The 26,813-nt window shown below is 70.0% G+C and carries 24 protein-coding genes; 16 read left to right on the top strand and 8 right to left on the bottom strand.

Going from position 1 to position 26,813, the window contains the following annotated elements; genetic code table 11:
* Window positions 1–197 (bottom strand): hypothetical protein (locus H5398_RS05315; protein ID WP_182799257.1); only part of this gene is annotated, 197 nt, incomplete at its 3' end.
* 462 nt (window positions 198–659) lie between these two features.
* On the opposite strand from H5398_RS05315, the gene H5398_RS05310 reads away from it, so the two are divergent.
* The 4 genes from H5398_RS05310 to H5398_RS05295 all read left to right on the top strand — a co-directional run bounded on the left by H5398_RS05310 (window position 660) and on the right by H5398_RS05295 (window position 5,933).
* Complete coding sequence (locus tag H5398_RS05310; protein ID WP_182799256.1) at window positions 660–1,919, top strand: MFS transporter; 1,260 nt, start codon at window positions 660–662, stop codon at window positions 1,917–1,919.
* Window positions 1,920–1,955: 36 nt separating this feature from the next.
* Window positions 1,956–2,531 carry a TetR/AcrR family transcriptional regulator gene (locus H5398_RS05305; RefSeq protein ID WP_182799255.1) on the top strand — a complete coding sequence of 192 codons (576 nt, stop codon included), beginning with the start codon at window positions 1,956–1,958 and terminating at the stop codon, window positions 2,529–2,531.
* A 4-nt stretch (window positions 2,532–2,535) separates the two neighbouring features.
* Complete coding sequence (locus tag H5398_RS05300; RefSeq protein ID WP_182799254.1) at window positions 2,536–4,941, top strand: glycoside hydrolase family 2 TIM barrel-domain containing protein; 2,406 nt, start codon at window positions 2,536–2,538, stop codon at window positions 4,939–4,941.
* Window positions 4,942–5,204: 263 nt separating this feature from the next.
* On the top strand, window positions 5,205–5,933 hold the full coding sequence (locus H5398_RS05295) for a peptidoglycan-binding protein (protein WP_182799253.1): 729 nt from the start codon (window positions 5,205–5,207) through the stop codon (window positions 5,931–5,933).
* Between the two features lie 71 nt (window positions 5,934–6,004).
* Here the strand turns inward: H5398_RS05295 and H5398_RS17710 are convergent, their stop codons facing one another.
* Genes H5398_RS17710 through H5398_RS05280 form a run of 3 tightly spaced genes read right to left on the bottom strand, consistent with a single transcriptional unit; the run spans window position 6,005 to window position 8,082 of the window.
* Window positions 6,005–6,931, bottom strand: a complete 927-nt coding sequence (locus H5398_RS17710; protein ID WP_182799252.1) for a 2-oxo acid dehydrogenase subunit E2 — start codon at window positions 6,929–6,931, stop codon at window positions 6,005–6,007.
* Between the two features lie 19 nt (window positions 6,932–6,950).
* Window positions 6,951–7,568 carry a phosphatase PAP2-related protein gene (locus H5398_RS05285; protein ID WP_182799251.1) on the bottom strand — a complete coding sequence of 206 codons (618 nt, stop codon included), beginning with the start codon at window positions 7,566–7,568 and terminating at the stop codon, window positions 6,951–6,953.
* 22 nt (window positions 7,569–7,590) lie between these two features.
* Window positions 7,591–8,082, bottom strand: a complete 492-nt coding sequence (locus H5398_RS05280; protein ID WP_220489138.1) for a DUF456 domain-containing protein — start codon at window positions 8,080–8,082, stop codon at window positions 7,591–7,593.
* Between the two features lie 130 nt (window positions 8,083–8,212).
* Here H5398_RS05280 and H5398_RS05275 point away from each other — a divergent pair, with 130 nt between their 5' ends.
* Genes H5398_RS05275 through H5398_RS05265 form a run of 3 tightly spaced genes read left to right on the top strand, consistent with a single transcriptional unit; the run spans window position 8,213 to window position 10,232 of the window.
* Window positions 8,213–9,463: a DUF4143 domain-containing protein gene (locus H5398_RS05275; RefSeq protein ID WP_182799250.1), complete on the top strand. Its 1,251-nt coding sequence runs from the start codon at window positions 8,213–8,215 to the stop codon at window positions 9,461–9,463.
* Window positions 9,464–9,519: 56 nt separating this feature from the next.
* Window positions 9,520–9,807, top strand: coding sequence for a type II toxin-antitoxin system Phd/YefM family antitoxin (locus H5398_RS05270; protein WP_226965871.1), 288 nt, complete (start codon window positions 9,520–9,522; stop codon window positions 9,805–9,807).
* Window positions 9,804–10,232: a type II toxin-antitoxin system VapC family toxin gene (locus tag H5398_RS05265; protein ID WP_182799248.1), complete on the top strand. Its 429-nt coding sequence runs from the start codon at window positions 9,804–9,806 to the stop codon at window positions 10,230–10,232. The genes H5398_RS05270 and H5398_RS05265 overlap by 4 nt, the downstream gene beginning before the upstream one ends.
* A 28-nt stretch (window positions 10,233–10,260) precedes the next feature.
* Here the strand turns inward: H5398_RS05265 and H5398_RS05260 are convergent, their stop codons facing one another.
* Window positions 10,261–11,691 (bottom strand): XRE family transcriptional regulator, encoded by a 1,431-nt coding sequence (locus H5398_RS05260; RefSeq protein ID WP_182799247.1) that lies wholly within the window; start codon window positions 11,689–11,691, stop codon window positions 10,261–10,263.
* Window positions 11,692–11,823: 132 nt separating this feature from the next.
* On the opposite strand from H5398_RS05260, the gene H5398_RS05255 reads away from it, so the two are divergent.
* From H5398_RS05255 to H5398_RS05235, 5 genes are all read left to right on the top strand, one after another.
* Window positions 11,824–13,635, top strand: coding sequence for a phosphoenolpyruvate carboxykinase (GTP) (locus H5398_RS05255; RefSeq protein WP_182799246.1), 1,812 nt, complete (start codon window positions 11,824–11,826; stop codon window positions 13,633–13,635).
* 111 nt (window positions 13,636–13,746) lie between these two features.
* Window positions 13,747–14,007, top strand: coding sequence for a type II toxin-antitoxin system Phd/YefM family antitoxin (locus H5398_RS05250; RefSeq protein WP_182799245.1), 261 nt, complete (start codon window positions 13,747–13,749; stop codon window positions 14,005–14,007).
* Window positions 14,004–14,399, top strand: coding sequence for a PIN domain-containing protein (locus H5398_RS05245; RefSeq protein ID WP_182799244.1), 396 nt, complete (start codon window positions 14,004–14,006; stop codon window positions 14,397–14,399). The genes H5398_RS05250 and H5398_RS05245 overlap by 4 nt, the downstream gene beginning before the upstream one ends.
* 118 nt (window positions 14,400–14,517) lie before the next feature.
* The gene (locus tag H5398_RS05240; RefSeq protein WP_182799243.1) at window positions 14,518–17,196 is read left to right on the top strand and encodes an MMPL family transporter; all 2,679 of its coding nucleotides are present in this window, start codon (window positions 14,518–14,520) and stop codon (window positions 17,194–17,196) included.
* Between the two features lie 4 nt (window positions 17,197–17,200).
* Window positions 17,201–17,803 (top strand): TetR/AcrR family transcriptional regulator, encoded by a 603-nt coding sequence (locus H5398_RS05235; RefSeq protein WP_182799242.1) that lies wholly within the window; start codon window positions 17,201–17,203, stop codon window positions 17,801–17,803.
* A gap of 25 nt (window positions 17,804–17,828) precedes the next feature.
* Here the strand turns inward: H5398_RS05235 and H5398_RS05230 are convergent, their stop codons facing one another.
* Both H5398_RS05230 and H5398_RS05225 read right to left on the bottom strand, forming a co-directional pair.
* On the bottom strand, window positions 17,829–18,689 hold the full coding sequence (locus H5398_RS05230; protein ID WP_182799241.1) for an exodeoxyribonuclease III: 861 nt from the start codon (window positions 18,687–18,689) through the stop codon (window positions 17,829–17,831).
* 10 nt (window positions 18,690–18,699) lie between these two features.
* The gene (locus H5398_RS05225; RefSeq protein ID WP_182783329.1) at window positions 18,700–19,149 is read right to left on the bottom strand and encodes an HIT family protein; all 450 of its coding nucleotides are present in this window, start codon (window positions 19,147–19,149) and stop codon (window positions 18,700–18,702) included.
* A 211-nt stretch (window positions 19,150–19,360) separates the two neighbouring features.
* Here H5398_RS05225 and H5398_RS05220 point away from each other — a divergent pair, with 211 nt between their 5' ends.
* From H5398_RS05220 to H5398_RS05205, 4 genes are all read left to right on the top strand, one after another.
* A complete protein-coding gene (locus H5398_RS05220) occupies window positions 19,361–20,452 on the top strand; it encodes a hypothetical protein (protein ID WP_182799240.1) in 1,092 nt (363 codons plus the stop codon).
* A gap of 379 nt (window positions 20,453–20,831) precedes the next feature.
* Entirely contained in the window at window positions 20,832–22,613 is a 1,782-nt protein-coding gene (locus H5398_RS05215) for a glycosyltransferase (RefSeq protein ID WP_182799239.1), read from the top strand.
* On the top strand, window positions 22,610–23,344 hold the full coding sequence (locus tag H5398_RS05210; RefSeq protein WP_182799238.1) for an HlyD family efflux transporter periplasmic adaptor subunit: 735 nt from the start codon (window positions 22,610–22,612) through the stop codon (window positions 23,342–23,344). Before H5398_RS05215 ends, H5398_RS05210 begins: the two co-directional genes overlap by 4 nt.
* The gene (locus H5398_RS05205) at window positions 23,344–25,344 is read left to right on the top strand and encodes a glycosyl hydrolase (protein ID WP_182799237.1); all 2,001 of its coding nucleotides are present in this window, start codon (window positions 23,344–23,346) and stop codon (window positions 25,342–25,344) included. The genes H5398_RS05210 and H5398_RS05205 overlap by 1 nt, the downstream gene beginning before the upstream one ends.
* Window positions 25,345–25,452: 108 nt before the next feature.
* On the opposite strand, the gene H5398_RS05200 is transcribed toward H5398_RS05205, so the two are convergent.
* Complete coding sequence (locus H5398_RS05200) at window positions 25,453–26,805, bottom strand: glycoside hydrolase family 32 protein (protein ID WP_182783334.1); 1,353 nt, start codon at window positions 26,803–26,805, stop codon at window positions 25,453–25,455.
* Window positions 26,806–26,813: the final 8 nt, after the last annotated feature.

Genomic DNA, 26,813 nt, shown 5'->3' with positions numbered 1-26,813 from the left:
GTGGCCTCGGGCATGAAGCGGGCCTGGTCCAGGACGGCCAGCCGGAGCCCGGCCAGGTGTGCTTCGGTCTGGGCCAGGGCCTCGAGGAAGCCGCTCACGCTCTCCGGGCCGGCGGCCGTGGCGGCGCGGGCGGAATCCCAGGCGGCAGCCATGAACTGCTGCTCAAGCTCCCACACCCCCGCGTCGTTCATACGCACTATTACATCGTCCCCCACTGACAGAAACGGATCCAGAAGAGCCCCCATCGGCACCACCTTTGGTCACAGTTCGATAACGCTTCCTTGAGGCTGTCGGGCACTGGTCAACTTGCCGTCTGACGGCAGTCCGCGATGAACCGGTGCTGGGACGCGGGCGGTCGGTGGTGGGTGAGGAACTGGGGGCCACGGGGGCTCTGCATCCTGCTACGTAGAGCGCGCCTTCTGCGTATATACACACTTGCCGCCCTCTGGATAGCAAGTTGCAGAGGTGGGGAGCCCAATGCAGCGTCCTGAGCCACGGATAAGCCCACCGCGCGTTCAGCCCGCTCCTCGTAGCCGCCGCCAGCACCGCTAGGGCTCGTGCGTCGCAGGCGGCGGCGAAGTGGCCGTCGCCGGCCCCCTCTACAAGCGACCTCCGCGGGGGTAGGCTCGATCGTTAAGATCCTTCGGCTGGAGCCACCCATGCCCACCGCCCCAGAGTTGAACCTTCCGGACGGTGCCGAGCGCGCCCGGATCCAGAAGCGGACGCTCACCGTCGTCGTCGCCAGCCAGGTGCTCGGCGGAGCGGGGCTTGCTGCCGGGGTCACTGTCGGGGCGCTGCTGGCCCAGGAGATGCTGGGTTCCGAGGGCCTCGCCGGCATCCCGACGGCGCTGTTCACCCTCGGCGCGGCATTGACCGCTTTCCTGGTCGGGCGCACAACAGACCGGTGGGGTCGACGCACCGGCCTGAGCCTCGGATTCGGGGCGGGCGGGCTCGGAGCGATCGGCGTGGTGGTCGCGGCGGTCGTCGGGAGCGTGCCCCTGCTGTTCGCGTCCCTGTTCGTCTACGGCGCCGGTACCGCGACCACCCTCCAGGCCCGCTACGCCGGGGCGGACCTGGCCCTCCCCGACGGGCGTGGGACCGCCGTGAGTATCGCGATGGTGTCCACGACGCTCGGGGCGGTGGCGGGCCCGAACCTGGTCCAGCCCTTGGGCGTCCTCGCCGAGTCCGTCGGTATCCCGGCCCTGGCCGGGCCGTTCCTGCTGGCCGCATCGGCCTTCCTCGGGGCGGGCCTGGTGCTCTTCATCTTCCTCCGTCCCGACCCCTACCTGCTGGCCAAGGTGCTCGAGAACCCCAGCCAGAGCGTCGAGGGGCCAGCGTCGACGTTGCCGCCAGTGGCCGTGGGCGCCTACGTCGGCGCCACCGTCATGGTGCTCACGCAGGTCGCGATGACGGCGATCATGACCATGACCCCCGTGCACATGCGCGCGCACGACCACCAGCTGGGGTCCGTCGGCCTGGTGATCGGGCTGCACATCGCGGCGATGTTCCTCCCCTCGCCAGTGACGGGAATGCTGGTGGACAGGCTGGGGCGGACACCGATGGCGGTCGCGGCGGGGGTGACTCTGCTGACGGCTGGAGGGGTCGCGGCTTTGGCGCCGGGTGACTCGCTCGGCCCCCTCATTCTCGCCCTCGTCCTGCTGGGGCTGGGATGGAACTTCGGTCTGATCTCGGGCACCGCTCTGGTCATCGACGCGACGGCGCCCGGCAACCGGGCGCGGGTGCAGGGGAGCGTCGACGTGCTCATCGCCCTGGCCGGCGCCGGCGGCGGGGTGATGTCCGGCGTGGTGGTCGCGGCAACCGACTATGCCTTCCTGTCGCTGTCCGGCGGGCTGTTGGCGTTGCTGCTCGTCCCCGTCCTGTTCTGGGCCCGCGCGGCGAGTCATATACGTACGTTCTGATAGAGTCGCGCCAGTCGACGACGGCGAGGGGACACCATGAAGCGCAGCGCGACCCGACGGCACGACCCCGAGCGTCGCGGCCGGATCATCGCCGCGACCCTCGATCTCATCGCCGAGCACGGAGTGGCCGGCGCCACGTACCGGACGGTCGCGGCGGCTGCCGACATTCCCCTCGGCTCCATGACCTACCACTTCCCCACCCGGGAGGACCTGATCTTTGCGGCCTTCGAGCGGTTCGCCGACGAGAGCTTCTCGCCCCTGGACCGCGCCATGGCCACCCCCGGCGCCCAACCCGTCGACGCCCTCACCCGGCTCGTCCTCGAGGACGACGGAGACGTCCGGACGAAGGTCCTTCTGGCCGAGCTCTACGTGCTGGCGTTCCGGCAGGAGCGCTACGCGGACCTGATGCGCCAGTGGATGCGCCGGTCCCGCGACGCCATCGCGCAGCGCGTCGACGGGGTCAGCCCCCGTGCCATCGACGCGGTCCAGGAGGGCCTCGGCCTGCAGCGCTGGCTGGCGCCCGACGAGGTGACCGAGGACGTCGTGCGGCACGTCTTCCACGCGCTGATCCCCGAACACCCCCACCCGCCGTCGGCCACTGAGCAGGAGTAGAACCATGAACGCGATCCCCTTCAATGACGGCTGGGCCTACCGCCTGCCGCTCGGCCCGTTCGCCGTGGCCAACGGCGAGGGCGTCGAGCCCACACCGGTGCGGCTGCCGCACGACGCCCTCCGCGACACCGAACGCACCCCCGATGCTCCCGGTAGGGGTGCCGGCGCGTACTACCCGCAGGCCGGCTTCACCTATCTCAAGACCTTCCAGGTTCCGGAGGAGTGGCGCGGGAAGCTTGTGCGCCTCGAGATCCAGGGCGCCTACCGTCGCGCCCAGGTCTTCCTCAATGATGAGTTCGCCGGCAACCGTGCCGACGGGTACGCCCGCTTCTTCGTCGACCTCACCCCGTACCTCCGCTATGGCCAGGACAACGAGCTACGCCTTGAGGTGCGCTCCGGCCAGGACTCGCGGTGGTACTCCGGCGCTGGCCTGCACCGGCCGGTCGTCCTCCACGTCGACGAGCCCGTCCACGTCGTTCCAGACGGTGTGGCCGTGACGACAGTGCGCGTGGAGGACGACCAGGCGGTGGTCGACGTCGTGACCACGATGCGGAACGCCGGCATGGCCACGGCCACCGTGGTCGCTGAGACGGTGCTGCGTGACGCCGACGGCGGGGAGGTTGAGCGCGACGCCACGCCGTCGACGCTCGCCCCGGGGGAGACCGCCCTAGTCAGGCAACGGTTCTACGTTCAGCAGCCCCGCCTGTGGAGCCCGGACCACCCGTGGCTCTACACCGCCCAGGTGTCGCTGGACGGCGCTCCCACACAGGTGAGGTTCGGCATCCGCACCGTCACCGTCGACCCGCGCAAGGGCCTTCGGATCAACGGCGAGCCCGTCCTGCTGCGTGGCGCCTGCCTCCACGCGGACAACGGGCCCCTCGGCGCCGCCGCCATCGGGCGCGCCGACGAGCGCCGCGTCGAGCTGCTCAAGGAGGCCGGATTCAACGCCATCCGCACCGCCCACAACCCAGCCTCACCCGCGATGCTCGACGCCTGCGACCGGCTTGGGATGATGGTGATGGACGAGGCCTTCGACATGTGGACCCGGTTCAAGACCCCGTACGACTACGCCGCGGACTTCCCGCAGTGGTGGGCCGCAGACCTCGAGGCCATGGTGGCCAAGGACCGCAACCATGCATCCGTGATCATGTACTCCATCGGCAACGAGATCGCCGAGGTGGGAACCCCGCACGGCGCCCGCTGGGCGCGTCGGATGGCCGAGCTCGTCCGCGACCTCGACCCCACGCGGCTGGTCACCAACGGCATCAACCCGTTCCTGGCGGTGATCGACGAGGTGCCCGCGATCGCCGAGGAGTCCGGCGGTCTGAACGAGATGATGGCCGCGGAAGGGGGCCCGTTCGCCATTGTCAGCGCCAGCGAGTCGGCCGGAAGGCGCACCGCGGAGTCCAGCGCCCCGCTCGACGTGCTTGGACTCAACTACGCGGAGTCGCGCTACGCGATCGATAAGGACCTGTTCCCGCACCGCGTGATCGTGGGGTCTGAGACCTTCCCGTCCCAGATCGGCCGGTTGTGGCCGATGGTCAAGGATGCGCCGAACGTGATCGGTGACTTCACCTGGACCGGCTGGGACTATCTCGGCGAGGTGGGGATCGGGGCGACGGCGTACGCCGAAGACCCCGATGCGGTCCCGGGGCTGGAGCGCGAGTACCCGTACCTGACGGCGTGGTGCGGGGATCTCGACATCACCGGTTGGCGGCGCCCCGGCTCCTACTACCGCGAGATCGTGTTCGGCCTGCGCACCGAGCCCTACCTCACCGTCCAGCGGCCGGAGCACCACGGGCACACCATCACGATGCAGTCGCCGTGGGGCTGGAGCGATTCGGTCTCGTCGTGGACGTGGCCGGGCTTCGAGGGCAAGCCAATCATCGTCGAGGTCTATGCCGATGCCGACGAGGTGGCGCTGCTGCTCGACGGGGTGGAGGTGTCGCGGGCGACGATGGGGGAGAAGCTCCCGATGATGGCCACCCTGGAGACCGTCTACCGGGCGGGAGAGCTGACCGCCGTCGCATACCGGGACGGCGAGGAGGCGGGCCGCACCAGCATCGCCACCGCGACGACGCCCGCCCGCCTGACCGCGACCGCAGACCGCGCCGACCTGCGAAACGACGACGCCGACCTCGCGTTCGTCGCCATCGAACTGCGCGATGACAACGGCGTTCTCGTCACGACGGCGGACCGGGCGGTCACCGTCGAGGTGGAGGGGGCCGGGGTGCTGGCTGGGATGTGCAGCGCAAACCCGAAGACGGCCGAGCGCTTCGACGCCGACACGTGGCGCACGTTCGACGGCCGGGCACTGGCCGTGGTGCGGCCTTCCGGGGCGGGAGAGGTGACCGTGACGGTGTCGGCCGACGAGTTGGAGCCGGTGCGGCTGACCCTGACGGTGGCCTGAATCACTCTCGCCCCGCCGGGCGGCTGAGCGTATGCCATGATGCTCGGGAGCAGGGGGGGGCGACGATGAGGCGCTGTCGATCGTGTGGGAATCCGACCGGGGGCGAGCTGTGCCCGCAGTGCCAGGCGGGGTTCGGTCCGCCGGGCCAGCAGCCATCGCCCGGCCAGGGCCCCGGGTTCGTCTACCCACAGACCCCGCCGCCGGCGCCTCAGGGCTACCCGCAGCCGTGGGCGTACGCCGCGACGCCACCGCCCCCGGAGCCCGTGAAGACTGGCCGGGCAACGGCGGCCATCGTCGTGGGTCTCGTGGTGCTCGTCCTGGCCGCGGGGGTCGGCATGGTGATGATGATGCTGGGCGGTGACTCCGACTTGGCCGCGGACACCGCCGTCGCGACACCCGCCCCCGTGACGACGGTCTTCGTGTCCGTGGAGCCGTCGCCAGAGTCAGAGCCAGAGCCCGAGCCGGTCGCCGCGCCCGCGACCACCGTCGCATCCAGCCCGGATCTGCCCGCGCCCGCCGCGACCCAGGCAGCCGTCGAGCCCATCGTTGAGGAGCCGGTGGGTGATGCCCCGCCCGCGGCGCCGCAGGTGTTCGAGCGCTACTACCCGCTTTATCGGGGTGACCAGGGCACGGTGGTGACGGCACTGCAGGAGTTGCTCGCGTGGAGGGGGATCCGCACGCTGGCCGACGGCGACTTCGGGCCCGCGACGGAGCGGTCGGTGCGCCTGTGGCAGGCCCAACAGGGGCTGGCGGTCACCGGGGTGGTCGACGACACGACGTGGGCCTCACTGCTGCCGACGCTCAGCCAGGGCTCTGACAGCGACGGCGTGAAGGTGCTGCAGCGAATGCTCAACTACTGGGGCTACGAGACAGTGGTCGACGGTGACTTCGGCCCTCAGACCGACGCCGCAGTGAGGGCGTTCCAGATGTGGCGGGGCATCCCCGTCGACGGGCTGGTCGGGCCCGTCACCTGGTCGGCTCTGCTCGCCTGAGTGGTGGAGAGCGGCGCCGCCCGGTGACCGGCGGATCTGGTGGCGTAGTCGCGACCAGATCCCCCACCCAGTCACGGACCAGGTGGCACTCGCTCGGCCGGGGGGTGGAGCAGCGCGTCCGGGTCGTCGACCATCTGCTGCAATATGTGGGCCGACCGCACGAGGTAGAAGCCGTCGGTGACCCGCTCGTCGATCGTGTAGACGACGTCCACGCGGCGCCGGGCGACGATGGCGCCAGACTCGTCGACCACCGGCTCGGGACGAATGGTGCCGATGGAGACGAACACGCCCGCGGTGCCATGGCGATAGAGGTGGTGGAACGGCGCCTCGGCCTTCAGTGAGCCCATGTTGACGAGGTAGGCGCTGGCGTACGTGGGGATGGCATCCTGCAGTATCTTCGGCAGCCGGTTGATGGAGTCCAGCGCCCATGCCGTTCTGGCGACGGCGGCGATCACCGGGCCTGGGAGCCGGACCAGCTGCGACACCAGCCTGTCGCTCTCGTTGCGGGTGTGGTTGCGCGCCCGGGTCAGCGCCTCGTCGACCATGGTGCGCACCTCGTCGACGGTCTCGAGTCCCGTGAACGTGATCTGCGCCTGGACCTCGTCGGCCTCGTCGGTGAGGGCCTTCTTCACCGTGAACGCGAAGGAGATGTCGCGGTGCTCGTAGGTGCGCCGCCCGGAGATGAACCGGTTGAGCTCCGGGCGCTGGTGGAAGAGCCGGGCCAGCGCGGTGAGGAAGACGTGGAAGAAGCGGATCTGTTGCTCGGCCGGGCGATGGAGATTGACGTCGTCCAGCCAGGACATCAGCCGCTCCACCTCCAGATACTGGGGGTAGTAGACCGTGGCGTCGAGCCGGGTGGGCATCAGGTGGGGCACCACGCGACGCATCGCGGGAAGGTCGTCGACCAGGCGGCCGTCACGCCGCCCCTTGGCGGGTCGTGCCCCGGTGGAGATCATCGCGTCCTTCGTTGGCGTGGCGGCTTCGGTTGATCCGCTCACCCTAGGTCAGGGGCGGGGCTCAGGGGCCGGTAACTCTCGTGATGGGCGAAAACAGCCTCCCGTGCCGCCAGACGGTGGCCACGAAGTAGGCGAGCAGCAGGCCTCCGATGATGTCGATGGAGTAGTGCCCGTGCGCCAACAGCAGGCCGGCGACCATGAGCGCGACCATGGCCCATTGGAAGAGACGAAGTCGCGGCCGATCGTCGGGAACCCGGAGGGCGAGCAGGGTGAGCAGGGCCGTGTGGCCGGAGGGGAACGTGCCGAACTGCTCCTGGGGGAAGACGAAGATGCCCTCCCCGTAGGCCGGCGCCAACGGGGTCAGGACGATCATTCCCGCCCGCAGGAGGTACATCAGCGCCACGGCCGTGGCAGCAGCGGGCAACGTCGACGGCGCCGCGCGCCATGTCGCCCACAGGTAGACGCCTATCCCCGCGGCCAGGGCCACCACCGTGAGCCAGCGTGCTGGGGAGACGTAGGGGAGGAGCTCGAACAGCAGGTCGTCGGGGCGGGGAGCGTCGGCGAAGGATCCGACGATCACCTGGTTGGCCAGCCACGTCGCGACGGCGGCCACCACGCCGAGTCCCACCGCCGTCGCCCAGGCAGGGGCCAGGTGAGGGGGGTCTGACCGGTGCTCCATGGACCCAGTCTGCCGCTCACCGTCACCAGGCGGTCGCGACACTCACCGCGACGACCGCAGTCGCCAGCATCGCGCACCCGAGCTCGATCAGGATCCCGAGCCCCAGGGCCTTGACCGTCTCCCAGCTCGTGACGGCCGCCTGGCGGAAATTGCGCACCCGGTACCACTCGGCAAGCAGCAGGCCGATCACGAAACCGATCGGCAGACCGAAGCCCGGCAGCACGAACATCCCGACGATGCCCAGCAGGAGTCCGACCGTGATCGGCCACTTCGGGATCTGCCGCTGCTGCAGCGACCGGCCTGTGAGCAGCCAGCTGCTCAGCCCGCCGACGACCAGCAGCACCGCGGCCACGCCGAACGCGACCCATCCCCAGCTCGAGGCGCCCCAGATCGCCCAGACGAGGGCCCCGGCGCCGACCATGATGCTGCCCGGCAGCACGGGGAAGACGATGCCCACGAGGCCCACCAGGACCAGAACGACGGCCGCGATGGCGGCGATGACTTCAATGCTCACACGCTCCAGCCTACGGTGCCCGCGAGATCGGTACTGAGGCGAAGAACGATAGCCTAGAGTGTCGAGAAACAGTAGCGTAGAAGACTGAAAAACAGTAGCGTAGAGAGTCGGGAAGCGGTAGCTTAGCGCCGTGACCTACTTGCGTCGTTCGGTGGACCTCCAGCTCGATGAGCTCATGGCTTTGGCTCCCGCCATCGCACTGGACGGGCCTAAGGGTGTCGGTAAGACGGGGACCGCGCTCCGACGCGCAGAACGCGCCTGGTTCCTGGACGACCCGGACCAGCGCGCGCTTCTCGATTCGGATCCCCTCTTGGCTTCCCGACAGGGGGGGACGGTGCTCCTGGACGAGTGGCAACGTCTTCCCAGGATGTGGGACATGGTCCGGCGAGAGGTGGACAACGGTGCACCCCCAGGTCGATTCCTCCTCACCGGCAGCGCCACCCCTGCAGCGGGCGTGACCACGCACAGCGGTGCAGGCCGGATCCTGTCACTGCGTATGCGGCCCATGGCTCTGCATGAGAGGGGTCTCGCAGAGCCCTCCACTAGCCTGGGGGATCTACTAGGTGGCGACCGACCTGCAGTCGATGGCGAGTGCAATCTGGACCTCGCCGACTACCTGGACGCCGTCACCTCGAGCGGATTCCCTGGCGTCCTCACCGGGGCCGGGCTGCTCAGGGAGGCGCAGTTGGATGCCTACCTCCAGCGGGTCGTGGACCGGGATCTTCCCGAACAGGGGTTGCGGGTACGCCGGCCCGAGACGCTGCGTCGATGGCTCGCCGCCTACGCCGCCGCGTCGTCGACCACCGCTTCGTACTCACGGATTCTCGACATGACGACGGCGGGCGACGGGTCCCAGCCGGCGAACACCACGACGATCGCTTACCGCGACCATCTGACCCAACTATGGCTGCTCGACCCCGTGCCTGGCTGGAGCCATTCGCGCAGCCACTTCACGCAGCTGCAGCAGGCGCCCAAGCATCAGTTGGCGGATCCGGCGCTGGCCGCACGGCTATTGAATCTCTCACGCGACGCCCTGCTGAGCCCGCGCGGCGCGTCCATGACGGGCCCTCTGTTCGAGTCCCTTGTGACGCTGACGGTCCGGGTTGCAGCTCAGGTCCACCGCGCCCGGATCGGGCACCTGCGCACATCGCGAGGGGACAGGGAGATCGATCTTGTCGTCGAGGGACCGGACGGCCAGGTCGTCGCGATAGAGGTCAAGCTGTCTGCGACGGTGGGGGATGCCGACGTTCGCCACCTGCTATGGCTTCGAGACCAGATGCCCGACGATGTCGCGGACCTGGTGGTCGTCACCACCGGTAAGTACGCCTACCGCAGACCAGACGGGGTGGCCGTGATTCCCCTGGGGATTCTGGGAGCGTGACGGATCACGACCGGAAACCGTAGGTACAGATATGTACAAGCGTGTACGATTGCGCCATGTCGAGAATCAGCGTGAGCACTGCACGCCAGACCCTTCCGGAGCAGCTCGACCGTGTCGAGGCCGGCGAGGAGGTGTCGATCACCAGGCACGGCCGGGTGGTCGCCGTCCTGGTTCGTCCGGACGTGCTCAAAGCGCGCCGTGCGTCGAAGGTATGGGATGAGGCTGAGCGGATCGCGGGCCTCCTGGACTCGACCCGCAGCGAGCCGATGCAGCGCCCCGTCATCTCGCCCGAGCGGGCGGAGGAGCTCGTTGATGCGGTCCGTGACGCACGGTCCGGCCGATGACACTCCTCACTGCTTTCGACGCCGATGTGCTCATCTACGCGGCAGCCGATGGTCACCCTCTTGGGGTGCCTGTGGCCTCGTTGTTCGCCGTCGAAGGTGAGGGGCCCGTCGGCATCGGCTCAGTCCTGCTCCTGCCAGAGGTGCTGACCAACCCACTGAGGGAAGCCCCCGACTCCGCCGAGGTCAAGGCGCTGGCCGGCCTCCTCGGTCGGCTGGAGCTTCGCCCGGTGGACGAGGCGACGGCGCGACTCGCCGTCGCGCTGGCCGTCACCTACAGACTACGGGCGGCGGACGCGGTACATCTGGCCACTGCCGTCGCGTCAGGTGCTGACCGGTTCCTCACCAACAATCGCAGGGACTTTGCCACCACGATCGACGAGATCGACGTCGTGTACCCGGAGGATCTGGCCAACGCCCAGCCGTGAGGTGCCGTCGGTGGGCCACGCCGACGGCTCAGTCGTGCGCGTGCGCCTCGAGGAACTCGTAGAGTTCGCGATCGTCCACACCCGGATAGGTCCCCTGGGGCAGGGGAGCGAACAGGTGGGTCCGCACCCTGGGCGACGCCCACCCTTGCCCCCTCCAGCGCTCCGAGAGCCCATCCTCCGGCCTGCGGCAGCACCGCGCGTCTGGGCACGTCGATACCTCGCGCTGCTGTGATTCGCGCCCCCGGAACCACTTCGACTCGGCATAGGGCACGCCCAGGGTGATGGAGAACTCCGCCGTTGCGCCGGTCCCGGTCTGCGTCGACTCGAAGAAGGTGCCTCCAGGCGTGTCCGTGTACTGGTAGTGCTCGCTGGTGCGGGTGGCACGCGCGAACGCCTTTCGCGCGCTCCAGTGGCGGCAGACCACCTCGCCCTCCGTCGAACCGGTCGCGTCCTGGGGCAGCGGAAGACCGTCGTTCTCATAGGCACCCACGACGGTGCCGTCGCCGTTGACCCGCAGGTAGTGAAGCGTGATCCCCAGGTAGTGGGTGGCCAGGTTGGTGAACCGCAGCGCCGCGCCCTCGTGGGTGACCCCGAAGGTGTCGCGGAAGTCCTCGATCGCGATGTTGCGCTCCCGCTTCGCGCGCTCCAGGAAGTCGACGGAGGCGGCGCGGGGCATCAGGCACGCCGCGGCGAAGTAGCTTGCTTCGAGGCGCTGGCGGAGGAAGTCGGCGTAGTCGGCCGGCGCTTCGTGCTCGAGCACGGTGTTGGCCATGGCCTGCAGCGCCAGCGATCGCAGCCCGTGTCCGCCGGGGATGGAGGCCGGCGGGATGTAGATGCGGCCGTGCTCGAGGTCCACGACGGCGCGGGCGGAGTGGGGGAGGTCGTCGGTGTGCACGATGGTCAGCCCCACCCGCTTGGCCATCTCCGCGACCGTGCGGTGGGTCAGGGCGCCAGACGTGTGCCGCACTGCCTTGGTTGCCTGCTCCGCGATCAGCTCGATCTCAGGCAGGTGGTTGTTCCGCTCCCGCATCGTCGTCCGGTGCTGGGTGTTGGCTCGCCGCGCCTCCTCAGGCGTTGAGATGGCCATCCGGGCGCGCCTGTCGAGTTCGCGGTGCAGGCCGACGATCGTCTTCAGCGTCGCGTCGGACATCGCCCGCGAAGGGCGCAGGAGGGGCAGGCCGAGCTCCCGGTACGCAGGGGAGGCCTGGGCCTTCTCGAGTTCGATCTCAAGCGCGGCCCGCGGCGACGGGGGCTCGGCGGCCAGCAGATCCGAGGCGGTCACGCTCAGGGCTGCTGCGATGGCCTCCAGCAGCGACAGGCGGGGTTCGCGGTGGCCGTTCTCCACCATGGACAGCTGGCTGGGAGCCGTCCCCGTGATCTCTCCCAGTTCTTCCAGCGTCAGGCCGGCCTTGGTGCGGAAATGCCGAATGCGCCGCCCCAGCGTGGAGAGATCTGCCATGCAGTTCACCATACGCGAAGAACTGCCGAAGTTCACAGCAATCTGACCAGTAGAACCCCGGGTCCCCTTCCGTATGGTGAAGCCACAAGCTCATCCCGCACCGAAGCGACACCCACAAGGTTGGAGAATCTCATGACCGCCACCGCCACGTTCACCCGCCACGCACCCGATAACGCCGACTCCCGCATCGTCGAGTGGGTGGATTCGATCGCCGAGCTGACCCAGCCGGAGCGCATCCTCTGGTGCGACGGCTCCGCCGAGGAGCGCCAGCGGATGCTCGACGAGTCCGTGGCGGCCGGCACCCTCATCAAGCTCAACCCCGCCAAGCGCCCCAACAGCTACCTGGCCCGCTCCAACCCGAGCGACGTGGCCCGGGTGGAGTCCCGGACCTTCATCTGCTCAGAGCGCGAGGATGACGCCGGGCCCACCAACAACTGGGCCCCGCCGTCGGAGATGCGCGAGACCTTGAGCGGCCTGTTCCGGGGGGCGATGCGTGGGCGCACCATGTACGTCGTCCCGTTCTCCATGGGGCCGGTGGGGAGCCCTCTCGCCCGCCTCGGGGTCCAGGTCACCGACTCGCCCTACGTCGTGATCAGCACCGGCATCATGACCCGGATGGGCGCCGCCGCGCTTGCGCAGATCGGCCCGCGCACGGAGTGGGTCCCGGCGGTGCACTCCGTCGGCGCGCCTCTGCTGCCCGGCGAGGAGGACGTGGTCTGGCCGTGCAACGAGACCAAGTACATCGTTCACTACCCGGAGAGCCGCGAGATCTGGTCCTTCGGTTCGGCCTACGGGGGCAACGCCATCCTCGCCAAGAAGGGGTTCGCGCTGCGTATCGCCTCGAAGATCGGCGAGGAGGAGGGGTGGTTGGCCGCCCACATGCTCCTGCTCAAGGCGACGAACCCCGAGGGCCGCACGTTCCATGTGGCCGCCGGGTTCCCCAGCGCCTGCGGCAAGACGAACTTCGCGATGCTGCGTCCCTCCATCCCCGGCTGGACGGTCGAGACCATCGGCGACGACATCGCCTGGATGGCGCAGGGCCCCGACGGCCGATTGCGGGCCATCAACCCTGAGGCCGGCTTCTTCGGGGTGGCTCCCGGCACCGGTCACTCCACCAACCCCACCGCGATCGCGACGATCGAGGGCGACACCGTCTTCACCAACGTGGCACTCACCGACGACGGCGACGTCTGGTGGGAGGGCCTCACGGACGAGGCGCCGTCGCACCTGACCGACTGGCAGGGCCGCGACTGGACTCCCGGCTCCGAAACCCCGGCGGCGCATCCCAACTCGCGTTTCACCGTCGCCGCCCACTTGTGCCCGTCGATCGCGGACACGTGGGACGACCCGGCGGGCGTGCCGATCGACGCCGTCATCTTCGGCGGGCGTCGCGCCACCAACGTGCCGCTCGTGGCGCAGGCCAGAGACTGGGAGCATGGCGTCTACATGGGCGCCACGCTCGCGTCCGAGCGCACCGCCGCCGCAGAGGGGACGCTGGGCGAACTCCGCCGCGACCCGTTCGCGATGCTGCCCTTCTCCGGGGTGCACATGGCCGACCACTGGCAGCACTGGCTGCACGTCGGCGAGACGCTCGGCGAGGCCGCCCCGAAGATCTTCCAGGTGAACTGGTTCCGCCGCGGCGAGGACGGCCGCTTCCTGTGGCCCGGGTTCTCGGAGAACTCCCGCGCCCTGGCGTGGATCACCGAGCGCATCGAGGGGCGGACCGGTGCGGTGGAGTCGCCCTTCGGGTTGGTTCCCCTGCATGGGGCGATCGACTACAAGGCGGCGGGCGTGACCGACCAGGACTGGGATGCGCTGTTCGAGATCGATCCGGCGGCCCTCAGCGCCGAGGCCGACGACACGGACGTCTTCCTCGCCAGGATGGGCGCCAAGGTGCCCGAGGCCGTGAGGCGGCAGCACGAGGAGTTCCGCTCCCGGCTCTGACCCCGCGACCGGCGCGTGGTCAGGTCATCGGAACGCACGGGCGTCCCTCCGTGGAGGGGCGCCCGCTGTGCTGACCCGGGCGACTGTGGCGATAGTGCTACAGTTGCGCACATGTCGACCGTCGCCTCCCGGGATCTCCGCAACCACACCCGCTCAGTCCTGGACCGCGTCGCTGCTGGGGACGTCGTCACCGTGACGGTGAACGGGGAGCCGGTTGCGGAGATCCGGAGCCCCGCGAGGCGCAGGCCGGTCGCAATGAAGCGCTCCGACCTGATCGACCTGGTGCACGCCCAGCGGGTAGACGTCACCCTTGAGGCGGACCTCGGGTGGATCTCCGCGGGTTCCACGGAAGACCTCGGGCCCATCAGGTGAGCGCCGGTCTGCTGGACACCAGCGTGTGGATCGCTGGGGAAGTGGGTCGGCTACTCGACACCGCCGCGCTTCCCGATGAGGCGTACGTCTGCGTCGTGACGCTCGCCGAGCTTCAGGCGGGCGTGTTGGCGGCGCCCGACACGCGGACGCGCGTGGCCAGGCTGGCCACCGTCGAGAGACTCGCCGGCCTGGAGTCGCTGGCGGTGGACGGGGCGGTGGCCAGGCAGTGGGCGTCGCTGCGGGTGCAGCTGCACGAGGCCGGTCGATCAATGGGGATCAATGATCTGTGGATCGCGGCCGTGGCGCTGGCCAACGGACTGCCGGTGGTCACTCAGGACTCGGGGTTCGACGTGCTCGCTGAGCTGGGCGCTCTCGAGGTGATCCGCGTGTAGCTGTCAGCGGGCTCGGGGCACGCAGAACGGCAACCAAATGCTCAATGGGCAAATTTGCCTAATGGGCAATAAGGCACCTACTGTGGGGACGTCTCCGTCATCGACCGAAGGGCCCCGCATGTCCGCCTTCCTCTACCGCCTCGGCAGGACGGCGGCCACCCGGCCGTTGGCTTTCCTCGCGGCCTGGCTGCTCGTCATCGCCGCCGTGGTCGGCATGCTCCTCACGCAGACCCCGTCCATCTCCTCGCGCCTCACCCTCGACGACGCCCCCGCGCAGCTGGTGCTGGACGAGGTCACCGCAGCGCTCCCCGAGGCGGGTGGCACGCAGGGAACCCTCGTCTTCTCCGCCGACGACGGCGGGCGCGTGGACAGCCCTGACCGCGCCGACGCGATCTCCCGATCGCTCGACGCGGCCGTCGGCACCGGCATCGTCCTTGACCGGGATGCCCGGCTGGAGGAGCAGCGCGCCGAGGTGGAGACCACCGTCCGCGCGACCGTCGAGGGCAAGGTGGCCGACGAGGTCCGTGCCCAGCTCGAGTCGTTGATCACCGCCCTCGAAGGGGCAGTCCCCAGCGGGGCACCCGCCGCGTCGCCGGCGCAACAGGAATCAATGGCGGCGCTCGGCGCGCGGCTGAACGAGGTCATGACGACCGCCCGCGCCCTCGTCGCCGCCCCTGACCAGCAGCTCATCGCCGAGTCCGGCGCGTTCTTCGCCGAGGTCGGGCAGCTGCGGGCCGAGCTGCAGGCCATGGGCGTCCCCGTCGACGGGTTCCCGGCTCCCGAGCCGGGCATGACCGACCCTGCCGCGGCCGTCGATGACGCGGCCATGGCCGCCACCGATGAGGCCTTTGGCCGCCTGGACGGACTCCTGGACGGCACGTCGCCGAGCGGAACCTCACTGGTGGCCTCCGACGGGGAGCGTCGGACGGTCGTCGTCTCGGACGACGGCACCGTCGCCATCGCCTCCATCCAGCTCACCGAGCAGATCTCCGATCTCCCCGACGGCAGCCTCGACGACCTGCTCTCCGCCGTCGACGGAGAGGTCGCAGGGGAGGGCCTCGCGGTGGCCGCGAGCAGCGCCCTTCAGCCGATGGAGCCACCCATCGGCGGGAGTGAGGCCATCGGCCTCGCCATCGCCGCCGTCGTGCTGCTGCTGACCCTCGGCTCGCTCACGCTGGCCGGCCTGCCCATCCTGCTCGCCCTCGTCGGCGTGTTCATCGGGGTGGGCGGCGCCTACGCGCTGTCCGCGAACTTCGAGATGACCACCTCCACGCCGGCGCTCGGGCTGATGCTGGGCCTGGCCGTGGGGATCGACTACGCCCTCTTCATCATCCACAAGCACAGCTCCCTGCGGGCCAGGCTCGGGCTCGACGCGGTCGAGGCCACCGCCCGCGCTGTCGCCACCGCCGGCGGCGCCGTCCTGTTCGCCGGGCTCACTGTCGTCATCGCGCTCCTCGGGCTGCTGACGCTCGGCATGGGGTTCGTCTCCACGATGGCGGTCACGGCAGCCGTCACCGTCATCCTGGCCATCGCCCTGTCGCTCACCGCGCTCCCGGCCCTGCTGGGGCTGCTCGGTCGCGGGCGTCGGGCACGCACCCAGCCGGTGCGCGCCCACCGCGGCCACGAGCACTCCCGGTTCGGCCGGATGGCCAAGCGCTGGGTCGAGGCCGTCACCGCGCGCCCGATCCTCACGATCGTGCTCATCGTCCTGGGCCTGGGCGCCCTGTCGCTGCCGGCCGCGCAGATGCAGCTCGGCATGCCGTCGGGGGCGGTGGCCGCGCCCGGCTCGGATCAGCGGGTCGCCTACGACTCCGTGACCCACGCCCTTGGGGAGGGGGCGAACGCGCCGCTCATCGTCGCGCTGACGCCCTCGGATGCGGCCGCTGTGGATCAGGACCGCCTGGAGGCCTGGCAGTCCGAACTTGCCACGCACGAGACGGCGGCCAACGTCCAGCTGATGGGGACCTCCGAGGACCGCTCGCTCGTGCTCTACACGGTCGTCCCGGACGCCGGACCCACCGATGAAAGCACGGCCACCCTGGTCACGGCGGTGCGCGCCGCCGAACTCGACGGGGTTGAGCGGGTCGGCGTCACGGGTCTCACCGCCATCAACATCGACCTGTCCGAGTCGCTGGCAGAGGCCATTCCCGTCTACCTCTCCCTGGTGGCCGCTTTGTCGCTGATCGTGCTGCTCGTGGTGTTCCGGTCCGTGGTGGTGCCGCTGGCCGCCACCGCCGGCTTCCTCCTGTCCATCGGCGCCACCATGGGGCTCGTCGTGACGGCCTTCGGCAATCCCAGCTTCACCTGGCTCGTGGGGGTGGATCGGGCCGGTCCGGTACTGAGCTTCCTGCCGATCATGGCCACCGGCATCCTCTACGGCCTGGCGATGGACTACCAGGTGTTCCTCGGCACGTCGATCCGCGAGGCCTACGTGCACGGCCAGACCGCGCGGCTGGCCGTGGTGGACGGCTTCCATCACGCGAGCCGGGTCGTCGTCGCGGCGGCCATCATCATGGTCTCCGTCTTCGGTGGCTTCGTCCTCAGCGAGGATTCCATGATCCGGCAGTTCGGCTTCGCGCTCGCCGTCGGCATCCTCATCGACGCCTTCGTCATCCGCATGGCGCTCATCCCGGCGGTGCTACACCTGGCCGGGGACCACGCCTGGTGGCTGCCGGGGTGGCTGGACCGGATCCTTCCCGAGGTCGACGTCGAGGGCACGCGTCTCGAGGTGGCCGACGCGGTGGTAGAGGACGCCCCACGCGAGGAGGCGCCCGTCGGGGCCGGGGTGGGACACTGAACCCATGGCACCCGGACTACGCGACGCGAAGCGCACCGCCGTGGCGCAGCGGCTCGCCGCCACCGCCTTCGACCAGGTGCGCGAGCGCGGGTTCGGCGAGGTGACGGTGGACGACGTGGTGGCCGAGGCGGAGGTGTCGCGGCGGACGTTCTCCAACTACTACTCGTGCAAGGAGGCGGCGGTCGCGGCGGTGGTCGTGCACCGGGTGGAGGCGGCGCTGCGCGAGTGGCAGCCGCCCGCCGCAGTCGATCCGCTCACGCTGGTCAGCGACCTCGTCGACCACCAGATCCGGGTGGGTGCCTTCGGGTCGCTGACCGAGGTCGCGGCGCTCGCTGTCGGGCATCCCCAGCTGGTGCCCTTCGTCCGGGAGGCTCAGTGGCAGCTCTGGGTGGCGGTGGGGGACAGGGTCCTCGACGTGCTGCCCGGGGCGGGCGACGACGACGTGGAGACGGTCCGGTTGGCCGTCGGCGCCCTGTTCGGGATTGTCAGCGCCAGCCTGATCGGCTCGGGCGACCGGTCGGGGGCCGGCAACCTCCGGGGAGCCGTGCACCGGGGGATCGCGCGGCTCGGGACCGGCCTCGGCCGGCCCGCAGCCTCGGAGGGATGAGCCCCGAACCGGCGCCGTCGTCGCGTCAGTCCTTCGATTGAGGCAGCCTCGTCCGGCCACCCCGCTTCGGGTTCGACGGCGGGGGCACGACGGGGCCGATGTCGCCGTCGGGGGCCTCGTCGAGGTCGACGATGACCGGCGCGTGGTCGCTCGGCAGCTTGCCCTTCCTTGCTGCCCGGTCCACCCAGGCCGCCTTGACCCGGTCCGCCACCGGCTGGGAGGCCAACACCAGGTCGATCCGCATGCCCAGGTCCTGGTGGAACATGCCTGCGCGGTAGTCCCAGTAGGAGAACAGGCGCTCGCGCTCGGGCCAGCGGGCGCGCACGACGTCGACCAGCCCGAAGGCCGCGATCCGCTCGCGCTCGGGCGCCGTGACGTGGGTGTGGCCGACGTAGGCGGCGGGATCGAACACGTCGGCGTCGGCGGGCGCTACGTTCATGTCCCCGCACAGCGCCACCTCGGCCGGACCCGCTGCGACGGCCGCCGCCAGCGCGTCGAACCAGTCGAGCTTGTAGGCGTAGTGGTCTGAGGCCACCTCGCGGCCGTTGGGCACGTACAGGCTGTGGATGCGCACCCCGCCGCAGGAGGCGCTGATGGCCCGGGCCTCCGTGACGCCCGCGTACTCCGGCTGGCCGGGGAAGTTACGCTCGACGTCGTCAAGGCCCACCCGGGACAGCAGGGCCACGCCGTTGAATCCGCCCAGCCCGTGATGCGCGGCCTCGTAACCCAGCTCCGCGAGGGGGCCCGCGAGGAGCGCGTCGAAGGCGGCGTCGGTGAGCTTGGTCTCCTGCAGGCAGACGACGTCGGGCTTGCGTTCCTCCAGCCAGGGCAGCAGTCGGGGCAGCCGTTGCTTGGCGGAGTTGACGTTCCAGGTGGCGATCCTCACGCCCGCGAGGTTACCCGTCCGACGCGTCCTGGGGAGCTGCGAGGGCCTCGCGCAGCCGGGCGGCGTAGGCCGCCTGCTCGCCGTCGGCGTACCGGGTCCGGGGCCAGAAGAACCCGCGGAGGCCGTCGCCCTTCGTCCGCGGCACCACGTGCACGTGCAGGTGGGGGACGGACTGGCTGACCACAGTGTTGATGGCGGTGAAGGATCCCTGGGCGCCGTACGCGGCCGTAACGGCGGCAGCTGCCCGCTGGACGACGGCGAACAGGGGCGCGAGGAGCTCGGGCGGCAGGTCGGTGAAGGTGTCGACGTGCTGGACGGGGCAGACGAGGACGTGGCCCTTGAACACCGGCCGGTGGTCGAGGAACGCGATGACGTGACGGTCGCGGTAGACCACCTCGGCGGTCACATCGCCCGCGACAATCCCGCACACCAGGTCCTCGGCGTCGAGATGCTTCTCCATGGCGCCATTCTGCCGCGGCAAGGCGAGCGAGATCGCCGGGAGGGCGCCTCGGCGAGCGGGAGTGTCTGCAACCTGCTATCCAGAGCGCGGCTTCTGCGTATATGCACACAAACCGCGCTCTGGATAGCAAGTTGCAGGGGAGAGGACCCGACGGTGGCGGGGGCGACAACTGGCTCAGCCTGAAGACTCCTGCCGGAGGTAGCCTCGTCGCATGTCGAAGGCGTCAGGGTTGACGGCGGCGGACCTGTTGTCGGGGCCGCGGGGAAGGCGGCTGTGCCTGGAGTTGGCGAGCCGGCTCCTCGGGCAGGGGGTGGCCGAAGCGATCCTCCATGCCGCCCACGACCTGGATCCGGGTGCGGGCACCTCCCGGGTGATGTTCGCGATCGGCGGCGAACTCGTCCACCCGAGGGTGAATGCGGACGATGTCGCGTCGGCGATCGGGCGGTCGGACCTGCCGGAGTTGGCGGGCGGGCAGTTGTGGGAGGCGCTCCGCGCCGCCATCGACAGTGCCCGCTACTGGCAGGAGCCCGACGGCGAGGACGTCCTCGCCGCGACACCCGCAGTCCGGCGGAGCCTGGAGCCGCTGGCCCGCGCCGTCGTCGAATCGCCCGACAGCGCATGGTGGAGCGAGCCCTTCGACGCTGCCGGCCAGAGTCTCACGACCATGCTCGGCCGGCCGCGGCACGGTCCGACGTCGCCGGGTGACGTACTGCGGCAGTGGCGCAGGGCCGCCGCCGAGCAGGAGTCGCGGGCGTCCAGGGAGCGGCCATCGGACCCGACGGCGAACTACTCGGGCGAGTGGTGGTCCATCCCGCCGCACGGGCTGCCTCGCACCGCGCGCTCGCTCCCAGGGAGGGGGCCGGTGGGCATGTGGCTGGTGGAGGACGCCTCCGGGACGGATGTGCGCACCTCGACGGTGGAGGCGCCGGCCGGGATGCGGGTGCTGGAGATCTGCGGCCCCGAGGACTGGGCCGCGCTGTGCCGTCGGCACCCATTCCCGGTGACGGCGTCGCGGCGCCACGACTGGTTCCGCACCACAGGCCGGGGCGACGTGGAGTGGGTGGTGCCGGACTGGGCCGGAGTCGCGGTGGAGGCCGACGTCGTGCATGTGAGTGTCGCGGGATGGCTGCGGACTGCGGGTGTCGCGGTGGAGGTGAGCGACGGCGTGGCCTCGGTGCTGGCCGGGTGGGACCCCGACGCCGCGTTCTGGTTGACGTCGCGGCCGCGGGAGACCGGTGTCGCGGTGGAGTGGGCCTGGGATCCCTCGCTCGAGGCCTGGAGGGCCGGGGGCTCTCGAAAGTAGTCGGCGTGACCGCGGAATCGTGCCCCAGCGGCACCCTCCCCGATCAGGGCTGAGCGGAAACACCCGCACAGCGGGCATGATTCCGCCCTCGACGGATCCGTCAAGGTTCTCAAGTGGTGTGCCGGGACAACCCCACTGGGTCGCGAGCTCTCCACTGGGAAATCCCCGTGACGCTACCTGTAGGGGTCGACACGGAGCGCCTCGTCAGAGCTGTTTGATGGGAAAGCAGAGCCCAGATGGTCCAAGTGTCTCGATGTCGTGAGATTGACATTTCACTTTTCATGACGCACCTTTGGATACGTACCCCGCCAATGGCCGCCGATCGGGAGGCCTCACGGTCGTACCCGGCACCTCGGCGTCCCTGACGTTCGGAGGCCTCGTGCCGACAAGACGAAACCACCCCCGTGCCCGGCGCCAAGCGCCGACCAATCTCTCCGACCTGAACATCGCCAGCGAGCTCTCCGAGTCCGGTCCGGTCGAACTGCGACGCGAGGCGAGCCGCAACCGGCATTCTCCCGCAGTCCTCGCCCTGACCATCCTGGCCACCATCGGCGTGGTCGCCTACACCGTCTTCCTGCTGCAGATCGACAACCGCGGAGACCTGCTCCCGTGGCTGCTCGTCATCGGCGCGGAGCTGATCCTGGTCTTCCTCGGCCTGATGAGCATGTGGACGATGCTGGCCGGCTACAACAAGCAGCCCCCCTTTGCCTTCCACGAGGCGCAGCGACGCCTCTACAACCCTCGCCTGAACGAGGAACTCGGCATCGCCGACGACCCCACGGCGTGGCCGATGTTCATCAACCGCCGCCAGGTGGACGTCGATGTGTTCATCACCGTCTTCGGCGAGGACCTCCACGTGATCCGCCAGACCGTCACCGCGGCGCTGGCCATGCACGGCCGGCACGAGACCTACGTGCTCGACGACGGCGACTCCGACGAGGTCCGCGACCTCGCCGCTGAGCTCGGCGCCGCCTACATCCGCCGCCTCGGCAGCTCCGGCGCCAAGGCCGGCAACGTCAACCACGCGCTGTCGATCACGCACGGCGAGTACTTCCTCATCCTCGACGCGGACTTCGTGGCCAAGCCCGAGATGCTCGAGGAGACCATGCCCGGCATGGCAGACGACACCGTCGCCTTCGTGCAGACCCCACAGGTCTACGGCAACCTCCACACCACCATCGCGCGTGGCGCGGCGTACATGCAGTCCATGTTCTACCGCTACATCCAGCCGGGCCGCAACGAGTTCAACGCCGCCTTCTGCGTGGGCACCAACGTGCTCTTCCGTCGCAAAGCCGTCAAGGAGATCGGCGGCATGTACACCGGCTCGAAGTCCGAGGACGTCTGGACGTCGCTGCTGCTGCACGAGCGTGGCTGGAAGTCACTGTTCCTGCCGCAGACGCTGGCCATCGGTGAGGCGCCCGAGACCATCGAGGCCTACAGCAAGCAGCAGCTGCGCTGGGCCACCGGTGGCTTCGAGATCCTGCTGACCCACAACCCGTTCTCGCGGCGCCGGAGGCTGACGCTGGATCAGCGGCTCATGTACTTCGTCACCGCCACGCACTACCTCAGCGGCATCGCGACCGGCGTCCTGCTGTTCGTGCCGGCCTTGGAGATCTTCTTCGACCTGCGGCCCATCGCTGTCGCGGTCGGTCCGCTGGAGTGGGCGCTGTACTACTCGGGCTTCTACATCCTGCAGATCCTGCTGTCGGCGCTCATTCTGGGCACGTTCCGCCCTGAAGTGCTGTTGCTTGCGGCGGCGTCGTTCCCGATCTACATCAAGGCGTTCCGCAACGCGCTCTACGGCATCGACGTCAAGTGGTCGGTCACCGGCACCACGGGTGGACGTGCGTCTGCGTTCAACTTCATCATGCCGCAGGTGCTCACCTTCGTCTTCCTGCTCATCACCTCGGCGGTGGGCATCTGGCGCGACCTTCTGATGTCCACCCTGAACATCGCGACGTTCTGGTCCGTGGTCAACACCGCCGTGCTCGGCCTCTTCGTCTGGACCGCCTGGCGCGAGGACCGTCTGCGGTCCCGGCCGCAGGCCTCGCGCGCTCTCCACCCGGCTGCCTCCCTTGAGGCCCAGCCCGCACGCACCCCCGTTCTCGACCGCGACGCCCTCGTCGCGGCCCACGCCCACACCAAGGAGGCGGTCTCATGACCTGGCTCACCAGACTCAAGATGCTCGGCGGCATTCTCGCCGTCGTCGCTCTCGCCTTCGGGCTGACCCTGTTGTTCAACCAGCGGATGACACAGGCCCACAGCCTGTCCGCGTCCGTCACTGCCCCCACCTTCGACGTCGGCTCCGGTTATGGCGGCATCGTCACCGAACAGCTGGTCGAGGACGGAGACCCGGTGACGGCCGGCGACATCCTCTTCGTGGTGAGTAGCAGCTCGCTGCAGCAGGCGGTCAGCCAGGGCTCGGCGCCCGGATCGACGGTGGCCTACGACCTCGACCTCGAGACGGGCACCATCACCTACACCGCCGTCAGCGACGGGTACGTCGTCGACCTCGCCGCGACCCACGGCTCCTACGTCCCCGACGGCGCGGTCCTGGCCCGGGTGGTCAGCGAGCAGCGCGCCGTCGAGGGCTTCTACAAGCTGAGCCCCGTCGACTACGGGCGGGTGGAGGACGGGGCCCCGGCCACCATCGTGTTGCCCAACATGCAGAAGCTGGAGGCCACCGTCGAGAGCGTGCAGGTGGAGACCGAGGACGGGGAGGCGGTTGCCGTCATCCGGATGACCAGTGACACCCTCGTCGACCCCGCGCTCGCCGCCCTCACCCGCGACGGCACGCCCGTCACGGCGCAGGTGACCCTGCGCGATGACGGCATCCTCGCCGGGCCCACCGCCGCAGCCCTGGCATTCCTCACCAAGATCGGGCTGCGCTGATGAGGGGCGCACGTGCCCTGGCCGCGGGTGTCGCGGCCACGCTTCTGCTGACCGCCTGCACCGGCCCGCCGTCGGATGAGGGTTCCGTCAGACCCGCGGCCGGAGAGGGCGTCGCCTGGGCGGCCGAAGGCATGGCGGAGACGATCGAGAGCATCGGCACCGTCCCGAGCAAGGACCTGAAGGCCGTACGTCTGGCCGACGGGGTCATCCCGCCCACGAACCGCTGGTTCTCCGGCCTCGTCTTCGGCGACGCGCCGCAGCCGGTCTACCCGCTGCCGCTGTCGTTCGCGCTCACCGACGACGGGCTCACCTTCGGCCTGCCCGAGGTGACCACCACCGAGAAGACCATCATGGGCACGAACGCCCCTGTGGTGCAGGTGGCCCTGGGCGAGCAGCCCACCTGGCAGGTCGTCGCCTATGACGACCTGTCAGTCACGGCTGAGGCATCGGCCGACGGTTCGCCGCTGGGCAGGGTCACGGTCGTGCAGGGCTCGCCCTACGTCACCTACACGGCGACCCGCGACCACGAGCTCAGCACGCAGCTCCCGTTCGAGGCCATCGGTGAGCATGCCGAGCTCACCGTCGGCGACGACCGGTACGTGGCCGTGACCGACGGCGGGTCCATCGACGGCGGGAACGTCACCCTCCCCGAGGGCGCCTCGATCACCTGGGGTGCCGTCCCCGAAGGCGGCGACCCCGCACGGATCGCCGAGCTGGCGGGCCCCGTGACGGCCACAGGCACCTCCTACGAGGTGGACTCCGAGGTGCGGACCACGCTGACCTACGAGGCGGACCAGCCCACCGTCGTGGCGCGGATGCCGCACCAGAGCGACGACGCCGCCACCTGCGAGCTCGGCACCTATGCCAGCAGCTTCGGCACCATGCAGGCGTGCGAGGGCAACGAGATCTCGTGGGAGACCAACGCCTACGAGGCCCGGGGTGAGCTGGACCTGTCCGGACTCTCCGACGGCGACGCCGACGAGCTGCGGGAGGCCCTGACGGCCGACATCGCGGCCGCGAAGGACTACCCGGCCGACACCTACTTCGGCGGCAAGGCCCTCTACCGCGACGCGCAGCTGTACTCGATCGCCCGTCAGTTGGGTGCCGAGGAGGAGGCGACGGCGGTGCGCGACCGGGTCCGGGAGACCCTGGTGCGCTGGGCCAACCCCGAGGGCTGCACCACGGAGGCCGCGTTCTGCTTCGGCTACGACGAGGTCAACCGCGGGATCGTCGGGCTCACCCCGTCGTTCGGGTCGGACGAGTTCAACGACCACCACTTCCACTACGGCTACTTCCTCTACGCCGCAGGCGTGCTGGGCGCAGACGACCCCGAGTTGGTCGAGGAGATCCGTCCGGTGATGGACCTGCTCGCCGCGGACATCGCGTCGTCTCCGGCCAACGAGTACTTCCCCGGCCGGCGCACGTTCGACGTCTACGCGTCGCACTCGTGGGCCTCGGGGACCTCGCCGTTCGCGGACGGGAACAACCAGGAGTCGTCGTCGGAGGCGGTGCTCGCCTGGGCGGGGCTGTCGCTGTGGGCGAAGGCCTCCGGGCAGGACGATCTCGAGCGGGAGGCCACCTGGCTCCACGCGCTCGAGGCGCAGTCCGCGCGGGCGTACTGGACGGACTTCGACGAGTCGGACCCGGTCTACGAGGGCTACGGCCACACCGTGATCCCGCTGAACTTCGGCGGGAAGCGTGACTATGCCACCTGGTTCTCGCCCGAGCCCGCGGCCATGCTGGCCATCCTGCTGATCCCGGTGAGCCCCTCCTCGGACCACCTGGCGGGAGATCCCGAGCGGATCGAACGCAACGTCGCCGAGGCGACATCGACGGCAGGGTTCAACCAGACCTACGGCGACTACCTGCTCATGTACTCCGCCCTGGCGGGGGAGGAGGCGAGGGTCGCGGCGCTGGACGAGGCGCGGACGCTCGACGCCGTCGACGATGGGAACACGCGCACCTACCTGTTGGCGTGGTTGATGTCGCTGGAGAGCTGAGCACGGTCGGCCGGCCGGCTGAGGTCAGGGGCCGTCCCCGCCTTTCACCGGTTGATCTCGGGCGCCTCTCCGTAGCTCAACGGAGAGGCGCCCGAGGCCGGCCTTGGTTCAGCGGGCAAGCGCCCCGACGGGGGAGGAGCTCACCTCAGCCAGGCCGGAGCTCGTCACCCTGACGGGGCCGACGTGGGGGAAGGTCTGCGACGTCACCGCGACCCTGCCCCCGTCGAGGAACACCTCGATCAACCCGTGATCCTCGACGAGAAGTCCGGCCACCGGGCCAGGAGGCAGCGGGATGGGGGGCGTCACGTGGATCCCCGCGTGCACCCCGTGCGGGTCCGCCCCACTCCGGTCCACCTGCAGGTCGCCGTCCGGCAGGCGCCGCAGCACGAACCGGCTGATCGCGTCGTCCTCGCCGGTCTCCAGCGCGATCTCGCCCACGCCGAGGAACTCGAACTCCACCCTGTGCGTGCCCGACGGCATCACGGCGGGGAGCACCGGCGCATGCCGGAGCGCGGGGCCGCCGTCGGCGGGCACCAGCGTGAGCGTGTGAGGCAGGGTCATCGCCGACTGCCACGGGTGGGTGGGCGTCTCGTTGGCGTAGGCCCAGTTGCTCATCCAGCCCAGGACGGTGGGCTGCTCCGTGCCCTGGAACGAGACTGCGGCGTACATGTCCGGGCCGTGGTCGAACCAGCTCAGACCGCGCGCTCCCGGCGTGAAGGCGGCGCCGTCGAAGTCTCCGACGAGGTACTGCATGCCGGACCCACCCGCGAAGCCGCCGGGGTTGGTGCTGAGCAGCAGCACCCACCGCGACACCCCTAGGCCCTCAACAGGCACCTCGATGAGATCAGGGCACTCCCACAGCAGCCCTGGTTCCCCGAGCGGGCCGACGCTGCTCTCGTGGGTCCAGTCGATGAGGTTGGGGGAGGAGAAGATCAGGACCTGCCGGTCCACCGCCTCCACCGTCACCATCACCCACCGGCGGGTGGGCGCGTGCCACGACACCTTCGGGTCGCGGAAGTCCGCCGACCCCCGGTCGAGGACCGGGTTGCCGTGGTAGCGGGTCCAGGTGAGCCCGTCGTCGACGCTGTAGGCCAGCGACTGCGCCTGCTGCCCCGCTCGCTCGGGATGCGCGGGGGTGTAGGAGCTGGTGAACAGGGCCACCAGCGGGCCTTCGCGCCCGTCGCCGAGGCCGGAGGTGTTGTGCCGGTCCCAGACGACGGACCCCGAGAAGGCCATCTCCTCTGCGGTGGCGGGGATGGCCACGGGTAGTTCCTCCCACTCCACGAGATCCGACGACACTGCGTGCCCCCAGCCGATGTTGCCCCAGGTGCGGCCGTCCGGGTTGTTCTGGAAGAACAGGTGGTACAGACCCTTGTGGCGGATGAGGCCGTTGGGGTCGTTCATCCAGGTGGACATCGGCGTGAAGTGGAGCGTGGGGCGGTACTGGGGAGTGTCGCTCATGTGGTGGA

Source organism: Tessaracoccus sp. MC1679, from assembly GCF_014164775.1.
Classification (GTDB): Bacteria; Actinomycetota; Actinomycetes; order Propionibacteriales; family Propionibacteriaceae; genus Arachnia.
Note: the sequence above shows the minus strand (reverse complement) of the source record. Positions and strands in the feature narration are given on the sequence as shown.